13 protein-coding genes are annotated in these 15,303 nt (G+C 28.0%); 12 read left to right on the forward strand and 1 reads right to left on the reverse strand.

Going from position 1 to position 15,303, the window contains the following annotated elements:
• Positions 1–4: 4 nt before the first annotated feature.
• From CURT_RS02705 to fldA, 12 genes are all read left to right on the forward strand, one after another.
• Positions 5–598: a hypothetical protein gene (locus tag CURT_RS02705; RefSeq protein WP_018713246.1), complete on the forward strand. Its 594-nt coding sequence runs from the start codon at positions 5–7 to the stop codon at positions 596–598.
• A complete protein-coding gene (locus CURT_RS02710; protein ID WP_018713247.1) occupies positions 585–1,082 on the forward strand; it encodes a FixH family protein in 498 nt (165 codons plus the stop codon). The genes CURT_RS02705 and CURT_RS02710 overlap by 14 nt, the downstream gene beginning before the upstream one ends.
• Positions 1,024–3,417: a PD-(D/E)XK nuclease family protein gene (locus tag CURT_RS02715; RefSeq protein WP_244848446.1), complete on the forward strand. Its 2,394-nt coding sequence runs from the start codon at positions 1,024–1,026 to the stop codon at positions 3,415–3,417. The genes CURT_RS02710 and CURT_RS02715 overlap by 59 nt, the downstream gene beginning before the upstream one ends.
• Positions 3,414–6,344, forward strand: a complete 2,931-nt coding sequence (locus tag CURT_RS02720) for a RecB-like helicase (RefSeq protein WP_018713249.1) — start codon at positions 3,414–3,416, stop codon at positions 6,342–6,344. Before CURT_RS02715 ends, CURT_RS02720 begins: the two co-directional genes overlap by 4 nt.
• A 76-nt stretch (positions 6,345–6,420) precedes the next feature.
• Entirely contained in the window at positions 6,421–6,855 is a 435-nt protein-coding gene (gene rplM / locus CURT_RS02725) for a 50S ribosomal protein L13 (RefSeq protein ID WP_016647329.1), read from the forward strand.
• 2 nt (positions 6,856–6,857) lie between these two features.
• Positions 6,858–7,247, forward strand: coding sequence for a 30S ribosomal protein S9 (gene rpsI / locus CURT_RS02730; protein ID WP_018713250.1), 390 nt, complete (start codon positions 6,858–6,860; stop codon positions 7,245–7,247).
• A 74-nt stretch (positions 7,248–7,321) separates the two neighbouring features.
• Positions 7,322–8,314 (forward strand): OmpA family protein, encoded by a 993-nt coding sequence (locus CURT_RS02735; protein ID WP_018713251.1) that lies wholly within the window; start codon positions 7,322–7,324, stop codon positions 8,312–8,314.
• 52 nt (positions 8,315–8,366) lie between these two features.
• Positions 8,367–9,011 carry an HAD family hydrolase gene (locus CURT_RS02740; protein WP_018713252.1) on the forward strand — a complete coding sequence of 215 codons (645 nt, stop codon included), beginning with the start codon at positions 8,367–8,369 and terminating at the stop codon, positions 9,009–9,011.
• A gap of 110 nt (positions 9,012–9,121) precedes the next feature.
• Positions 9,122–12,670 (forward strand): pyruvate:ferredoxin (flavodoxin) oxidoreductase, encoded by a 3,549-nt coding sequence (gene nifJ, locus CURT_RS02745; RefSeq protein WP_018713253.1) that lies wholly within the window; start codon positions 9,122–9,124, stop codon positions 12,668–12,670.
• A 198-nt stretch (positions 12,671–12,868) separates the two neighbouring features.
• Positions 12,869–13,186 (forward strand): DUF2325 domain-containing protein, encoded by a 318-nt coding sequence (locus tag CURT_RS02750; protein ID WP_018713254.1) that lies wholly within the window; start codon positions 12,869–12,871, stop codon positions 13,184–13,186.
• A gap of 3 nt (positions 13,187–13,189) precedes the next feature.
• Complete coding sequence (locus CURT_RS02755) at positions 13,190–13,882, forward strand: hypothetical protein (protein WP_018713255.1); 693 nt, start codon at positions 13,190–13,192, stop codon at positions 13,880–13,882.
• Between the two features lies 1 nt (position 13,883).
• Positions 13,884–14,381, forward strand: coding sequence for a flavodoxin FldA (gene fldA / locus CURT_RS02760; RefSeq protein ID WP_018713256.1), 498 nt, complete (start codon positions 13,884–13,886; stop codon positions 14,379–14,381).
• Positions 14,382–14,411: 30 nt separating this feature from the next.
• Here fldA and CURT_RS02765 read toward each other — a convergent pair whose 3' ends face one another.
• Positions 14,412–15,302 (reverse strand): hypothetical protein, encoded by an 891-nt coding sequence (locus CURT_RS02765; RefSeq protein WP_018713257.1) that lies wholly within the window; start codon positions 15,300–15,302, stop codon positions 14,412–14,414.
• Position 15,303 lies beyond the last annotated feature (1 nt).

Here is a 15,303-nt window from a genome sequence, read left to right on the forward strand (position 1 = left end):
AAAAGTGAAAAAATTAATAATAGGTGCAATTTTTTGCACCTTTTTTTTGAATAATTTATTTGCAAATAATAATGTAATTATTGAAAATGATGGAATTTTAGAAAGTATCACTACTTCTCAAATGCAACTTATTGGCGATGAGCTTTTTGAAAAAACAGGAGTTTTTTTAGGCGTTGCGGCTTTTAAAGACTTAAACGGCTCAAATATACATAAAATTTCAGATGAAATTTCAAAAAGTTTAAAATCTCCTTATGCTTTTATAATTATTTCTACAAATGATAAAAAAATCGACATTGTAACTGATGTGAATTTTGACAAAGACGCGGTTTTAAGCCCGTATCCCAACAAAGGAACAATTATCCCGCTTTTAGTATCTACAAAAAAAGGAAAAGATTCTTTTAATCCAGCACTTTTAAACGGTTATGCGGATTGCGCAGAAAAAATAGCAAAAGTATATAGTGTAAAGCTTGAAAATTCTTTTGGAAATACAAATAGAATAATTTTAGATCTTATAAGACTTTTTGTCTACGGATCGATAGTTTTGGTAATTGCAAGTAGATTTTATTATAAAAGGATAAAGAAACATGAAGAAAAATGATAAAAAAACATTTTGGCCTTATGGTATATTAATTGCATTTGCTTTAATTGTGATATCTTGTATAATCACCGTAATACTGGCGCTTAAAAACCCTGTTCATATTGATAATTACTATTTTGACACGATTGAAAATGTCGATAGAAATTATAATGAAATAGAAGCTTCACAAGAGAGATTTGATGAAAAATACAGCGTAAAACTCGTAAAAGACAGCTTTGATTTGCATGAAGATATAAATTTACAAATAAGCGTTTTGCCAAAAACACAAAATAGCGATAAATTGAATTTTAAACTTCTTATAACAAGACCCGAAACTTCAAAATTTGATATCTTGCCAAATGCTAAATTTAATGGAAATATTTTAGAGCTTGATAGCTTTAAAGTTCCAAAAGTTGGCAGATGGAGAGTGGATATAAAATTAAATGATGGAAAAGATACAGGATTTTATAGAATGGAATTTATTGCTTATGAGTCAAAATCTTAAAGTTTTTAGTAGCACAAGGCGTATTAAATCTTACATAGCTTCTCTTGATGATGGTAAAATCCCAAAAACTCTTTCAACAAATGAGTTTTTTAAAAAATCTATTTTTGTAAAAGACAAATTTCAAATTTCAGATATAAATAGACTTCTTTGCATGCAAAGAGCTGTTAAAAATACAAAAAAACTTGAAAAAGAGCTAAAAATAAGCTCTTTAAATTTCTTACAAAATAGTGATTATCTTTTCTCGTTTTTTAAAGAACTTACCATTACAAAAACTTCAATAAATGATCTTAAAAATAGTGATATTTATGCTCAGTATGATGAGCATTTAGATATTTTAGAAGATTTGCTAAATAACTATAAAGCTGAATTAAACTATAAAAATGCCTATGATGATATAACAGTTTGTGATGATTATGAGATAAATTTAGAATTTATAAAAAGCTTTAATAGTATTGAGATTTATGTAGATGGAGTTTTGAGTGATTTTGAGCTTGATATTATAGATAAAATCAAAAATTTAACCTCCATAAAACTTATTTTAGAAGATAATGAGCTTGTTAGTAAAAAAATAATTAAAAAATTTATTGAAGAAATTCCTGATGATTTCAGTGATAAAATTTGTGAATTAGATTTATCAAATTTAAAGCTTAATTTAATTGAAAAAAATACAAACAAACCAGATGAAATTCTTCATCGTGGTTTTTTGACAAAAAGCTTGGAGTGTTTTTATATCTTTGAAAAAATATCATACTTTGTAAATTTGGGAATTGATCCTAAAAACATAGTTGTTATTTTGCCAGATGAAAGTTTTAGTGAGCTTTTAAAAAGTTATGATTTTAACAATATGCTAAATTTTGCAATGGGAAAGCCATTAAATAAAACTTTATTTGTTCAAATTTTAAAAACAATAATAGAAGCTATTTTAGAAGATGAAGAGCTTTGCTTAGAAGAAAACTATTTATCGCAAAAAGAATTTACAACAAAAAATCTTTTTTTAAACAAGCTAGAAATAGATAATGAGTTTTATAAAGACTTTAAGTTAAATTTTAATAAAAATATAAATTTTGAAAAATTTGAGTATTTTGTAAATAAAATTTTAAATTATTCAAAAGAGGAGATAAAAGATCAAATTTTTGAAATTTTGTTTGAAATAAAAATTTATATAGATCAAAGTTTGCCAACCTTAAAAGATGCTTGTGAGATATTCTTGCTTTATTTAAATACAAAATCAATCGATCATGTTGGTGGTGGTGAAGTCAGTGTAATGGGTCTTTTAGAAAGTAGGGGACTTGAATTTAACGCAGTTATAATACCTGAGTTTAATAAAAACTTAGTTCCAAAAGCTTCAGTTAATGAGATGTTTTTAAACTCAAATATTAGAAAAAAAGCAGGACTTATAAGCTATGAAGATAGACTAAATTTGCAAAAATTTTACTACAAAAAACTTATTTTAAATGCTAAAAAAGTCGCTATTTGTTATCTTGAAAATGATGATTTTAAACCCTCTGTTTTTTTAAAAGATTTTGAAAATTTTAATTTAAAAAAAGATGATTATTTTAGCGATGAAGAGTATTTAAGTATTTATAAAGATTTATATAAAGATACAAATGAGCCAAATTTAAAAAGAAATTTTATTTTAGAGCACGATTTTTTTAAAGAGCCTCTTTCTTTTTCAAGACTTGATCTATTTTTAAGATGTCCAAAATGCTATGCTATAAAATATATTTATAATATAAAAGAAGAAAAAGGTGTAAATTTAGAACTTGATAATAAAGATAAAGGCACGCTAATTCATAAAGTTTTGGAAGGGACCTATAAGGCAAATAAAACTTTTGATTATGAAGTTTTTAAATCAAATCTTTTAAAATATTCAAAAGATTTAAACATAAATGAGCTTGAAAAAAATATAATTTTAAAAGAGTTTAAAGAATTTGCTAAAAAGATGGAAGATCATGAAAAAAGTGGTTGGAAATTTTTAGAAGGTGAAGAGGAAAAAATTACTGATTTTAACGGTATAAAAATAAAAGGTAGAATTGATAGAATCGATGTAAGTGATAATGGTGATAAATTAGTAATTGATTATAAGACTGGAAATGCCGATGCTAAATCTTTACAACTTCCTTTCTATGAAGCTCTTTTAGGCGGTGGAGATAATATAAAATCTTGCTTTTTTTCTACAAAAAATATGGAATTTATAAATGGTGAAAAAACTCTTAGTGATTTGCAAACAGTTATTGATGAGCTAAAGCAAAAGTTTAAAAATCCTTTTGATTTTGGCAATAATGAAGGTTGTAAATATTGCGCTTATGATATACTTTGCGGATGTGAAAAATGAGTGATTTTAAAACATACGAAGCACTTAGTGCAAGCGCTGGAAGCGGAAAAACATTTGCTTTAAGTATAAGGTATTTAGTTTTGATTTTTAAAGGTGTTATGCCAAATAAAATTCTAGCCCTAACCTTTACAAGAAAAGCTGCAGCCGAGATGGAAAATAGGATAATAGAGACATTTTTAGGCTTAAAAAAATATAGTCCAAATACTCCAAGCAAAGAGCGAAAATTTGAAGCTGAAAAAGAGGAGCTTTTAAATATATTAAATCTAAGCGAAGATGAGCTTATAAAAAAAAGAGATGATTTAAAAGAAAGACTTTTAAACTCAGATATTAAAATTTCAACATTTGATTCATTTTTTTCAACTATTTTAAAATCGTTTGCTCTAAATTTTGGTATAAATCCAAACTATGAGATAGAAAACAATGATGCTAGTTTAAGGCAGATTATAGATAAAGAGTTTATAAAAAAAATCGCAAAAAACCAAATTTTTCTTGATGAAATAAGTAGTTTTATAGTAAATACAAAAAGTAGTAGTTATGATTTTTTAAACTCATTAAATGAACTTTCAAGTGAAATTGGAAAAGTAAAAATAGATGGATTAGATACAGCCAATGAAAATTTAGAAAATTTAAAGGAAAATATTAATAAAAAAATAGATGATTTTAAACATATCAAATCGCAAATAAAAAAATATTGCGATGATATCATTAATAACGCTTCGCCAAAAGGTTCGACAAAAACAGCTCTAAAAGAACATAACTCAACAATAAATCAAGCACAAAATTTAAAAAATCAAATAAATAAGCCTATTTATGAAGTTGTAAAAAATGACCTCATAAGAAGGGAAACTTTAAATTATAGAACATATTCTAAAATTTATACTGAACATTTAGGTGTTCTTTGGGATGATCTTAGAAAAAGCTTAAAAGAGTTTTTAAATGAGCTTGAAAAATATAAAATAACTGTATTTTTTAAAATTTTAAATCTTTATTTGCAAGTAAAAGATGATATAAATGTTAGATTAAACAAACTAAGTTTTAATGATTTAAGCACAAAAATTTATGAGCTAATTAGCCAAAAAGATATTTTAAATATGATTTATTTTAGGCTTGATGCAAGGGTTGAGCATATTTTAATCGATGAGTTTCAAGATACAAATGTTATGCAGTATCAAATACTTTTTCCTCTTATTGAAGAGATTGTTTCAGGGCTTGGGCAAAGTGGAATTGGAAGTTTTTTTTATGTTGGAGATATCAAACAAAGTATTTATAGGTTTCGTGGTGGCAAAAAAGAACTTTTTGAAAAACTGATGAGTGATTTTAAACAAATAAAAAAATCAGAACTCGATAGAAATTATAGAAGTGAAAAAGCTTTAGTTAAATTTGTAAATAGTATTTTTAAAAAACCTTTTGATGAAGTTTTGGGCTATAAAGATCAAATTCCATCTAAAAGCTACAATAAAGAAGAAAGAAAAAATATTAAAATTTTAAAACCTGAAAATTTTGATATTTTTGATGTGGAAAATGATGATTATGGGTATATAAAAGTTTTAAGCAGCGATGATGTCTTAGAAAGTGCAGTTAGTGAGGTTAAAAATCTACTTAATAAGGGAGTAAAAGAAGAAAATATCGCTATACTTTGCTGGAAAAATGACAACATTGATACTTTAAAATCTCTTTTAAAGCAAGAAAAAATTGAAGCAAATGGTATAGGAAATCAAAATTTATTTTCTATTCCTAAAATAAGAGCTATTTTAGAATATGCTAAGTTTTGTATAACAAATGAAGAAATTTATAAATTTAACACAGAAGAGCTTCTTGGTATAGAAGTTAAAAAACTAAACTTAAATTTACAAAAATCAACTACCCAAAATATATTATATCTGCTTAAAAAACTAGGGATAAATGCAGATAATGCAAACATTTTACACTTTATAGAAGAGTCAAAAAACTATGAAAACATTATAGAATTTGCCTTTAATAAAGATGAAAAAAATATTTCCTCTAGTGATAGCTTTGGTGTAAATTTGCTAACTGTTTTTAAATCAAAAGGTCTTCAGTTCAACCATGTTATTTTGTGTGATAAATTTCAAAAAGATAGAAATGATATATCAAATTTCATAAAAGAATATGATGTAGAAAACTCAAAATGGCAGATAAAATATAGGGTTAAAAATAGAGAATATTTAGATGAAGATTATAAAAATTTTATACAAAAATCAAAAAATCTCGACAAAGAAGAGGATTTAAACAAGCTTTATGTTGCATTCACAAGAGCAAAAAATTCATTTATTTTAATAAAGTCAAATAATTCAAATAGTTATTTTGGAGATAACAAACTTTTAGATATAAAGGATTTTGAATTTGGTGAAGTAATGGACTACGAGCTAGATAAAAATAAAGATGCTAAAAAAGAGGAAAAGAGTATAAATTTAGTAAAAATAAAACCTCAAAAAGTAGTAGCTATAAAAAAAGAAACTATACCAAATATCCACTCTGTCAAATTTGGTTTGGCTTTTCACTACGCTCTTGAAATGAGTGATTTTAATATAAAAAATTTAGATATTGCACTAACAAAATCAAAAAATAAATTTGCAAAATATCTAAAAGAAAATGACTTTGAGGATATAAAAAATAGATTAAAAAAATTATTTTTAGAAAAAAACTTTATAAATATTGTAAAAGATGCTGAAATTTTAAAAGAACAGCCTTTTAAGACAAGAGGAGAAATAAAGCAAATTGATCTTTTAGCTATAAAAAACAGTGAAATTTATATAGTTGATTACAAGAGTGCAGTTGGCTTTGAAGAAGAAAATAAAATACAAGTTTTAGAGTATAAAGAAATTGTTTCAAATTTTTATAAAAATAAAAATGTTAAAGCTTTTATATTTTATATCTTAAAAGATAAAATTTCACTCTTAGAAGTTTAAATTTTGCTTAAATTAAGCTATATTTAAGCATATTTTAAATACAATCTCGTTTTATAAAATTTATGAAGGTAAAAAAATGACAAAAATTACAAAACCTACTGAGGTTAAACGCGATTGGATTGTTATAGATGCAACAGGTAAAAGATTTGGTAGAATGCTGACAGAAGTGGCTACCTTACTTAGAGGCAAACATAAGCCAAGTTACACTCCAAATGTTGATTGTGGTGATTATGTGGTTATAATAAATGCTTCAAAAGCAGTTTATACAGGACTAAACAAGGGTGAAGATAAACTTTATCATAGGCATTCAGGATATTTTGGAAGCGTAAAAAGCGAAAAATTTGCAGAACTTTTAGAAAAAAATCCTGTTAAACTTTATAACTTAGCAGTTAGAGGAATGCTTCCAAAAACAAAACTTGGAAAAGAGATGATAAAAAAACTTAAAGTTTATGAAGGAAGTGAGCATCCTCACACAGCACAAACAAATAAAGCAAATAAAGAAGGAAAATAATTATGGCAACAGTTTATGCAACAGGCAAAAGGAAAATGGCAGTAGCAAAAGTGTGGGTTAAACCAGGAAGTGGTAAAATAACTGTTAATGATATGGATTTAAATTCATGGCTTGGTGGACTTGAAGCTACAAAACTTAAGGTTATTCAACCACTACTTATAACAAAACAAGAAAAATCAATGGATATAAGAGCTGTAGCAGCTGGCGGTGGTTATAATGCACAAGCTGAAGCTGTAAGACATGGTATTTCAAAAGCTTTAGCAGATATGGATGGTGATTTTAGAGCAGTATTAAAACCTGCCGGACTTTTAACAAGAGATAGTAGAGTTGTTGAAAGAAAGAAATTTGGTAGAAGAAAAGCTAGAAGAAGCCCACAATTTTCTAAGAGATAAAAATTATTCTTTAAAAAGTATTTATATTTTTTATGTTATAATTGTAAATATATTTTTGAAAGGAAGGAAAAAATATGAAAAAAATATTACTTGCAGTTAGTTTATGTGCATCAACTGCGCTTTTAGCAAATGATGCTGATTATCACTGGGAGCTTACTCCAACAGTTGGCGGAGTTTTACCTGAGGGAAATACAGGTCTTAAAAATTCATTCACATTTGGCGCAAGAATAGCTAAAAATCTAGGAAATGATGTTTGGTTAGATCAAATTGAGCTTGGATATGATAGAGTAAGCGATTTTAGAGTTAAAGGTGATGATTCTTATAAGCCCGATTTAAATAGTTATTTTTTAAACATCGTTAAAGATATTTATAGTTTTAATGACAATTTTAAACTATATGGCTTATTAGGTGGTGGATATATGGATTTTAGCGGTGGAAGCGATGCTGATACAGGCTTTGGTCAATATGGTTTAGGTCTAAAATATTATGTAACAGATAACTTTGCTACAAAATTAGAAGTAAGAGATGCTATAACATTTGATCACGGTAATCATTTTATGTTCTATAACCTAGGCTTTGGTGTTGATTTTGGCAAGAGAGCAGAAAATGTTGCTCCTGTAGTTGTTGCTCCAATAGGCGATGAGGATGGCGATGGCGTTCCTGACAACATAGATAAATGTCCTGGCACTCCAGCAGGTGTTGTGGTTGATGAGTTTGGTTGCGAAAAAGTTATTAGATTAAATTTAGGTGTTCATTTTGCATTTGATAGTGCAAAAGTAAATGATGCAGCTAAAAAAGAGATTGACAAGGTAACTGATTATCTAAATACTACTGATAATTACAAAGTATTGCTTGAAGGACATACCGATAGCACAGGTAATGCAAACTACAATCAAAAACTATCAGAAAGAAGAGCTAATAGTGTTAAAAACGTATTGGTTAACCAAGGCTTAGAGGCAGATAGAATTACTACTGTTGGTTATGGCGAAACTCAACCACTTGCTACAAATGCAACAAAAGAGGGTCGTGCGCAAAACAGAAGAGTTGATGCTAAATTTAGAAAATAATTTCTAAAAACCCAAAGAGTGCTTTTTATAGCGCTCTTTATTTTATTCTTATATGCAAAAAATTATATTATTTGATCTTGATGGGACACTTATTGATTCTACAAAATCCATATTAGATGGTTTTAAATATGCTTTTGATATTCATGCTAAATCTTATCCAGGTGATGATAAAGTTTTAAATTTGATTGGGCATCCACTTGAGTTTATGTTTGAAAATCTAGATGTTAACAAAGATATGGTTGATAATTTTGTTCTATCATACAAAAAACATTACAAATCAACTTATTTAAACACTACCACATTACTTCCAGTTGCAAAAAAAGCTATTTTAGAAGCCAATAAATTTGCTATTTTAGGAGTTGTAACTACTAAAACTTCTTTGTATTCTAAAATTTTACTTGATGAGCTTGGTGTTGGAGAGTATTTTAAAGTCATTATTGGAAGAGATGATGTAACTTTTCCAAAACCAAATGCAGAGCCTATAAATAAGGCATTAAGTTTTATGGATCAAAACATATCAAAAAATAATATTTTTATGATTGGTGATACTATAATGGATCTAGAAGCAGCCAAAAATGCTAATGTAAATGGCATAGGACTAACTTGTGGATATGGCAAATTTGATGATTTAAAAAACTATAGTACTAATATTTTCAAAACTCCACTAAAGGCTGTTTTATATATAAAAAATTTATAACTCTAACTTTTTTAAAACTGCTTGTTTTTTTGTTCACCTTTTTTTTAACAATTTTAGATAAAATATCATAATTATAATTAGTTGAAAAAACCAAAGGAGCAGATATAAATATGAATAATAAAATAACAAAAACAATGGATGGAAACGAAGCAGCGGCATACGCATCATACGCTTTTACTGAAGTTGCTGGAATTTATCCAATAACCCCAAGTTCTCCAATGGCTGATTACACAGATGTTTGGGCAAGTATGGGTAAAAAAAATATTTTTGGAATGCCTGTTAAAGTTGTGGAAATGCAAAGTGAAGCTGGTGCTGCTGGCTCAGTTCATGGCTCACTTCAAGTAGGAGCTTTGACAACAACTTACACAGCATCACAAGGGCTTTTACTTAAGATCCCAAATATGTATAAAATAGCAGGACAACATCTTCCTTGTGTTATACATGTTGCAGCTAGATCTTTGGCAGCTCAAGCACTTTCTATATTTGGAGATCACCAAGATATTTATGCCTGTAGACAAACAGGTTTTGCAATGTTAGCAAGTGATAGTGTGCAAGAGGTTATGGACTTAGCAGGAGTTGCACATCTTTCAGCTATTAAGGGTAAGGTTCCATTTTTGCATTTTTTTGATGGTTTTAGAACAAGCCATGAAATTCAAAAAGTTGAAGTTATTGATTATAGCGATTTTGAAAGACTTTTAGATAAAGATGCAGTAAAAGAATTTAGGGATAATGCTCTAAATCCTAACCATCCAAAAACAAGAGGAACTGCACAAAATGATGATATTTATTTTCAAACAAGAGAGCTATCAAACAGATTTTATGATGAACTTCCCGATATTGTGGCTAATTATTTAAAAGAAATTTCAAAAATTACTGGAAGAGATTATAGACCATTTAATTACTACGGGGAGCATGATGCAACTCGTATTATCATAGCTATGGGTTCAGTTAATCAAGCATTAGAAGAAGTTGTTGATTATTTAAATAAAAAAGGTGAAAAAGTAGGCCTTATAAAAGTTCATCTTTATAGACCATTTAGTTTAAAATATCTTTTTGATGTTATGCCAAAAAGTGTTCAAAAAATAGCAGTATTAGATCGCACAAAAGAGGCAGGTAGCATTGGCGAGCCACTTTATTTGGATGTTAAAGCAGCATTTTATGGCAAGGATAACTCACCATTAATAGTAGGTGGAAGATACGGGCTTAGTTCAAAAGATACTGATCCAGCACAACTTATAGCAGTATTTGATGAGTTAAAAAAAGATAATCCTAAAAATGGATTTACAATTGGAATTAACGATGATGTAACTCATACTTCTCTTAAAGTTGGAGAAAAAATATCGCTTGGAAATGATGATGACATAGAGTGCTTGTTTTATGGGCTTGGGGCTGATGGAACAGTTGGGGCAAATAAAAACTCTATTAAGATAATTGGAGATAAAACTAATCTTTATGCACAGGCATATTTTGCTTATGATAGTAAAAAATCAGGCGGATATACAAGAAGTCATTTAAGATTTGGTAAAAAGCCTATTAGATCAACATATCTTGTATCAAACCCACACTTTGTTGCCTGTTCAGTTGCTTCATATTTGGAAATTTATGATGTTATTGATGGTATTAGAGAAAATGGAACTTTTCTTTTAAATTCAATTTGGGATGCCAAAGAAACAGTTGAAAAATTACCAAATAAAGTTAAAAAAATATTAGCTTTAAAAAATGTAAATTTCTTTATTATAAATGCTACAAAATTAGCTCACGACATTGGTCTTGGAAATAGAACAAATACTATTATGCAATCAGCATTTTTTAAACTTGCAAATATCATACCTTTTGATGAAGCAAAAAACTATATGAAAGAGTATGCTAAAAAAACTTATGGTAAAAAAGGCGATAAAATAATTGAGATGAACTATAAGGCAATTGATGAAGGAGCAGATAAACTAATTCAAGTAAAAGTTGATAAAGAATGGGTAAATTTAGAAGATGAGATAAAAAAAGAAGACTTTTATAAAGGAAGTGAATTTGTAGAAAACATTGTAAAACCAATGAATTCTGCAAGAGGTGATAATTTGCCAGTATCAGCTTTTTTGGGTTATGAGGATGGAAGTTTTGAAGCAGGAACTACAAAGTATGAAAAAAGAGGTGTTGGTGTAACTGTTCCAAAATGGATAAAAGAAAATTGTATTCAGTGCAATCAATGCGTCTATGTATGTCCACATGCTGTTATAAGGGCTTTTTTGCTTGATGAAGATGAAGAAGCTAAAGCAAATTTAAGTGATGATTTGCTTGAAGCAAAAGGCAAGGAATTAAAAGGATTAAAATACAAAATTCAAGTAAGCCCACTTGATTGTACTGGCTGTGAGCTATGTGCTCAAAACTGTCCAAGTAAAGAAAAATCTTTAGTAATGGTTCCTTTAGAAGAAGAGCTTAAAAAAGGAGAGCAAGAAAAAGCAGATTTTTTATTCGAAAATGTAAAATATAAAGATGATTTAATGAATAAACAAAGCGTTAAAGGTATTGGTTTTTCAAGACCTTATTTTGAATTTCATGGAGCATGTCCAGGATGTGGCGAAACGCCGTATATTACGCTTTTAACTAGACTTTATGGAGATCATTTGATAATTGCCAATGCAACTGGTTGTAGCTCTATATATGGTGGTTCAGCTCCTTCAACCCCATATACTAAAGATGAAACTGGAAAAGGTGTAGCATGGGCAAATTCGCTTTTTGAAGACAATGCTGAGTTTGGTATGGGCATGAAAGTAGCAAATGAAACTATTAGGCATAGAATTGAAAATATAATGCTTGATAATATTGATAAAGTCCCAAATAATTTAAAAGCTTTATATAATGATTGGATTACAAATAAATTTGACTTTTTTAAATCAAATGAAATTTCAAAAACATTAGTTCCTATTTTAAAACAAAATCAAAATATTGAAAGTGTTAAAGAAATTTTAAATTTAAAAGACTATTTGCCAAATATTTCCCAATGGATTATCGGAGGTGATGGTTGGGCGTATGATATTGGTTTTGGTGGACTCGATCATGCGCTAGCAAGTGGAGAAAATATAAATATTTTAGTTCTTGATACAGAGGTCTATTCAAATACTGGCGGACAAAGTTCGAAATCTTCAAGGACTGGATCTATTGCACAATTCACAGCTTCTGGAAAAAGAATGCAAAAAAAAGATTTGGGCATTATGATGATGACTTATGGAAATATTTTTGTTGCACAAATTAACTCAAATGCCTCACAAGCAAATACAATAAAGGCAATTATTGCAGCTGAAGCTTATGATGGACCTAGCTTAATTATAGCATATAGCCCATGTATTGCTCATGGTATAAAAGGCGGACTTGGATATTCTGGAAATCAGGCAGAACTTGCCACAAAATGTGGATATTGGCCAACCTATACTTATGATCCTGCTTTGATTAAAGAGGGTAAGAACCCTTTAAAACTAACTTCAAAAGAACCAAATTTTGACCTTTATGAAGAGTTTTTACTAAACGAAACAAGATACAACGCTCTTAAAAAGATAAATCCAGATCATGCAAAAGAGCTTTTTGAAAGAAATAGGCTTGATGCCATAAGAAGATACAAACAACTAAAGCGTCTTAGCAATGCTGATTATAGCGACGAGCTAGTTTAAAACACATTTAAATTTGAAAGTCTTTACTAAAAAAGACTTTCAAAAATTTATAATAAATTCATTTAATTTACAACATCTTTTCAATATAAAATTTAAAACTCAACATTTTTTAATTAATATTTAAAAACGATAATGAGTATCAGATTTTTTTAAGTAATAATTTTATATAATATCTAAAAATAACAATAAGGAGAATAAATGTCAGTTTTAGTCATAGGAGCTGATGAAATAACACCTATTAAAGCTGTTTTAAAAGATCTTGGAGCTAGTAAGATAGAGCACTGGGATGCTAGAAATGAAAACAGAGTTAACAGAAAGTCAATTCCTCAAGATGTTGAATGTGTGGTTATGTTAACTTCATTTTTAAATCACAATACTATGAAAAAAATTAAAAGTGATGTTAAGAAAAGAAAAATTCCTTTAGTTTGCGCTAAAAGAAGTGTGAGCTGTGTATTTTGTGAGTTTTGTAAAATTTTTAATTTAAATAAAGAATTTTGTTCACAAACTGGTTGCTAAGAGATGAAATTTGGTTTTTTAGCTGGAGGTGGCGAGTTTGTGCCAAGTGTTTTTAAGGAATTTTCAAAAGAAGAAATTAGACTTTTTTTTCTAGTTTTTTATAATGCTTTTGTAGAAGATGATTTGAAAATTCCTTTAAAATATGCAAAATTAGCTAATTCTTTAGAAGAAATTTTTTTACTTTACATAGCAGAGTTTTTACCGAAAAACCCAACTTGTAAAATTTCAAATAAAATTTATGAAGAACATGCTAGTAAAAACTACTCTTTTTTGCTTAGCACGCCAAAAGATAGCGTAGCTAAGATAATAAAAATGATTTATTATAAAAATTTAAAAGGGCTAATTTTTGAAGCAGATTTTATGTTTAAAAACTATGTTTTTAATAAAATTTATAAAACCCATCTGGGAAAAAATATTTTCATAAAAGATGAGATTTTATATCTAAAAAAACCAAATAATGGATATTTGTGTGTTATGCCTTGTTTTAATAAATTTGATTTAAAGGAAAAAGATTTACAAGAAAAGATAAATTTTGCTTTTAGTTTAAGTAACCAGTTACACGAAATATACATAGTTTTGCCTAGGCAAAAAGGATTTTGCAGGCATTTACAAATACAAGGACCAATTTTAGATGGTAAAAAAAGTATAAAGTTGGTTCCTTATTCAATTACAAATAAAATAATTCAAAGGAGTTAATATGAGTTTGGCGATAGTTTATGGAAGTTCAATGGGAAATACTGAAAATGCAGCAAACCTAATATGTGAAAAACTAGGCATAAAAGCTGATGTTTTGGATGTGGCAAACACAAGTGTAGATACAATAAATGGTTATGATAAATTAATCTGTGGTACTTCTACTTGGAATAATGGCGATATGCAAGATGATTGGGATAGTTTTGATTTTGCTTCACTAAAGCTTAGCGGAAAAACTGTAGCTGTTTTTGGCGTAGGAGATAGTCAGGGTTATAGTGATGAGTTTTGCAATGGTATGGCTAAGCTTTTCAATGAACTTAAAAATGCAGGAGCTAATTTAGTTGGAGAGATAAGCACTGATGGATATAGCTTTGATGAAAGTGAGGCTTTAAATAATAATGGTAACTTTGTTGGTTTAGCTCTTGATTATGATAACGAAGAGGAAATGAACGAGCAAAGGATTGATAGTTGGATCAAAATTATAAAACCTCTGTTTTCTTAGATTAAATTTGGTGTTTTTTAAACACCAAATTTAAATCTCATTTTTACTTTTACAAATTTTTAAAAATTCTCTAAATTTATCTTTATCAACAATCATATTTTCATAGATATTTTGTGGAATTTCACTATCTAGGAGTATGAAGCTTAAATATACTTTCCCATCACTTTTTATCAGTAAAACTTCTTTTTCATCGCTAATTTTTTCTTGGTAAATTATGCTTGCATTGCTTTGATACTCGTTTTTATAAAGCTCATTGTGAGTTTTTATCTCTTTGTTAAGCATTTTTTCTTCAAAATTTTCTTCTTTATCTGGTTTATCGTCTTTAATATCATCATAATCATCTAAATCATTTGATGTTTCATTTGCTTCTTCTTTATCTTGTCTATTTTCCATAGCGTTACTAAAAGTATCAAATTCTTCGTTTTGTTTTTTTATTTTTTTATAAATTATAAAGGCTATTATAAAAATTAAAAACACAATAGCGATTAAAAACTTATAAATACCACTTGATTTTTCACTACTTTTTTTATCATCTTTTAAAACTTTACTAGTGTTATTTACTATTTTATTTGTAAATTTGACATTTAGCTCTAACCCATCTTGTAAGATAGAAGCATTTGTTTCTAAATTTGGACTACCTTTTATGCTTATTTCGGCATTATTTTTATTGTTTTGAATTACAAATTCTTTTATAATATTTGAGTTTAATTGGTTTGTAAATTTCTCATTAGTTTGAGTGTTTTCAAGTATGATAATAAGATTATCTTTATCTTTTTTTTCAAATATTCCACCTTCAAAAGCTGAGTCGAAAAAAAGTTTTAAAACTACATCATTATCGTTTTCAACAGTATCATATTTCATCAAAGTTGCTGAGTTTAAAAAACTAAATAGCACAAAAATGCTAAAAATTATTTTTTTCATT

The organism is Campylobacter ureolyticus (assembly GCF_013372225.1).
GTDB lineage: Bacteria > Campylobacterota > Campylobacteria > Campylobacterales > Campylobacteraceae > Campylobacter_B > Campylobacter_B ureolyticus.

Bases quoted from the DNA above. Each gene is read 5' to 3' on its own strand.
- CURT_RS02710 (WP_018713247.1), top strand. From the start codon at position 585: ATGAAGAAAAATGATAAAAAAACATTTTGGCCTTATGGTATATTAATT.
- CURT_RS02715 (WP_244848446.1), top strand. From the start codon at position 1,024: ATGGAAAAGATACAGGATTTTATAGAATGGAATTTATTGCTTATGAGT.
- CURT_RS02720 (WP_018713249.1), top strand. From the start codon at position 3,414: ATGAGTGATTTTAAAACATACGAAGCACTTAGTGCAAGCGCTGGAAGC.
- rplM (WP_016647329.1), top strand. From the start codon at position 6,421: ATGACAAAAATTACAAAACCTACTGAGGTTAAACGCGATTGGATTGTT.
- rpsI (WP_018713250.1), top strand. From the start codon at position 6,858: ATGGCAACAGTTTATGCAACAGGCAAAAGGAAAATGGCAGTAGCAAAA.
- CURT_RS02735 (WP_018713251.1), top strand. From the start codon at position 7,322: ATGAAAAAAATATTACTTGCAGTTAGTTTATGTGCATCAACTGCGCTT.
- CURT_RS02740 (WP_018713252.1), top strand. From the start codon at position 8,367: ATGCAAAAAATTATATTATTTGATCTTGATGGGACACTTATTGATTCT.
- nifJ (WP_018713253.1), top strand. From the start codon at position 9,122: ATGAATAATAAAATAACAAAAACAATGGATGGAAACGAAGCAGCGGCA.
- CURT_RS02750 (WP_018713254.1), top strand. From the start codon at position 12,869: ATGTCAGTTTTAGTCATAGGAGCTGATGAAATAACACCTATTAAAGCT.
- CURT_RS02755 (WP_018713255.1), top strand. From the start codon at position 13,190: ATGAAATTTGGTTTTTTAGCTGGAGGTGGCGAGTTTGTGCCAAGTGTT.
- fldA (WP_018713256.1), top strand. From the start codon at position 13,884: ATGAGTTTGGCGATAGTTTATGGAAGTTCAATGGGAAATACTGAAAAT.
- CURT_RS02765 (WP_018713257.1), bottom strand. From the start codon at position 15,302: ATGAAAAAAATAATTTTTAGCATTTTTGTGCTATTTAGTTTTTTAAAC.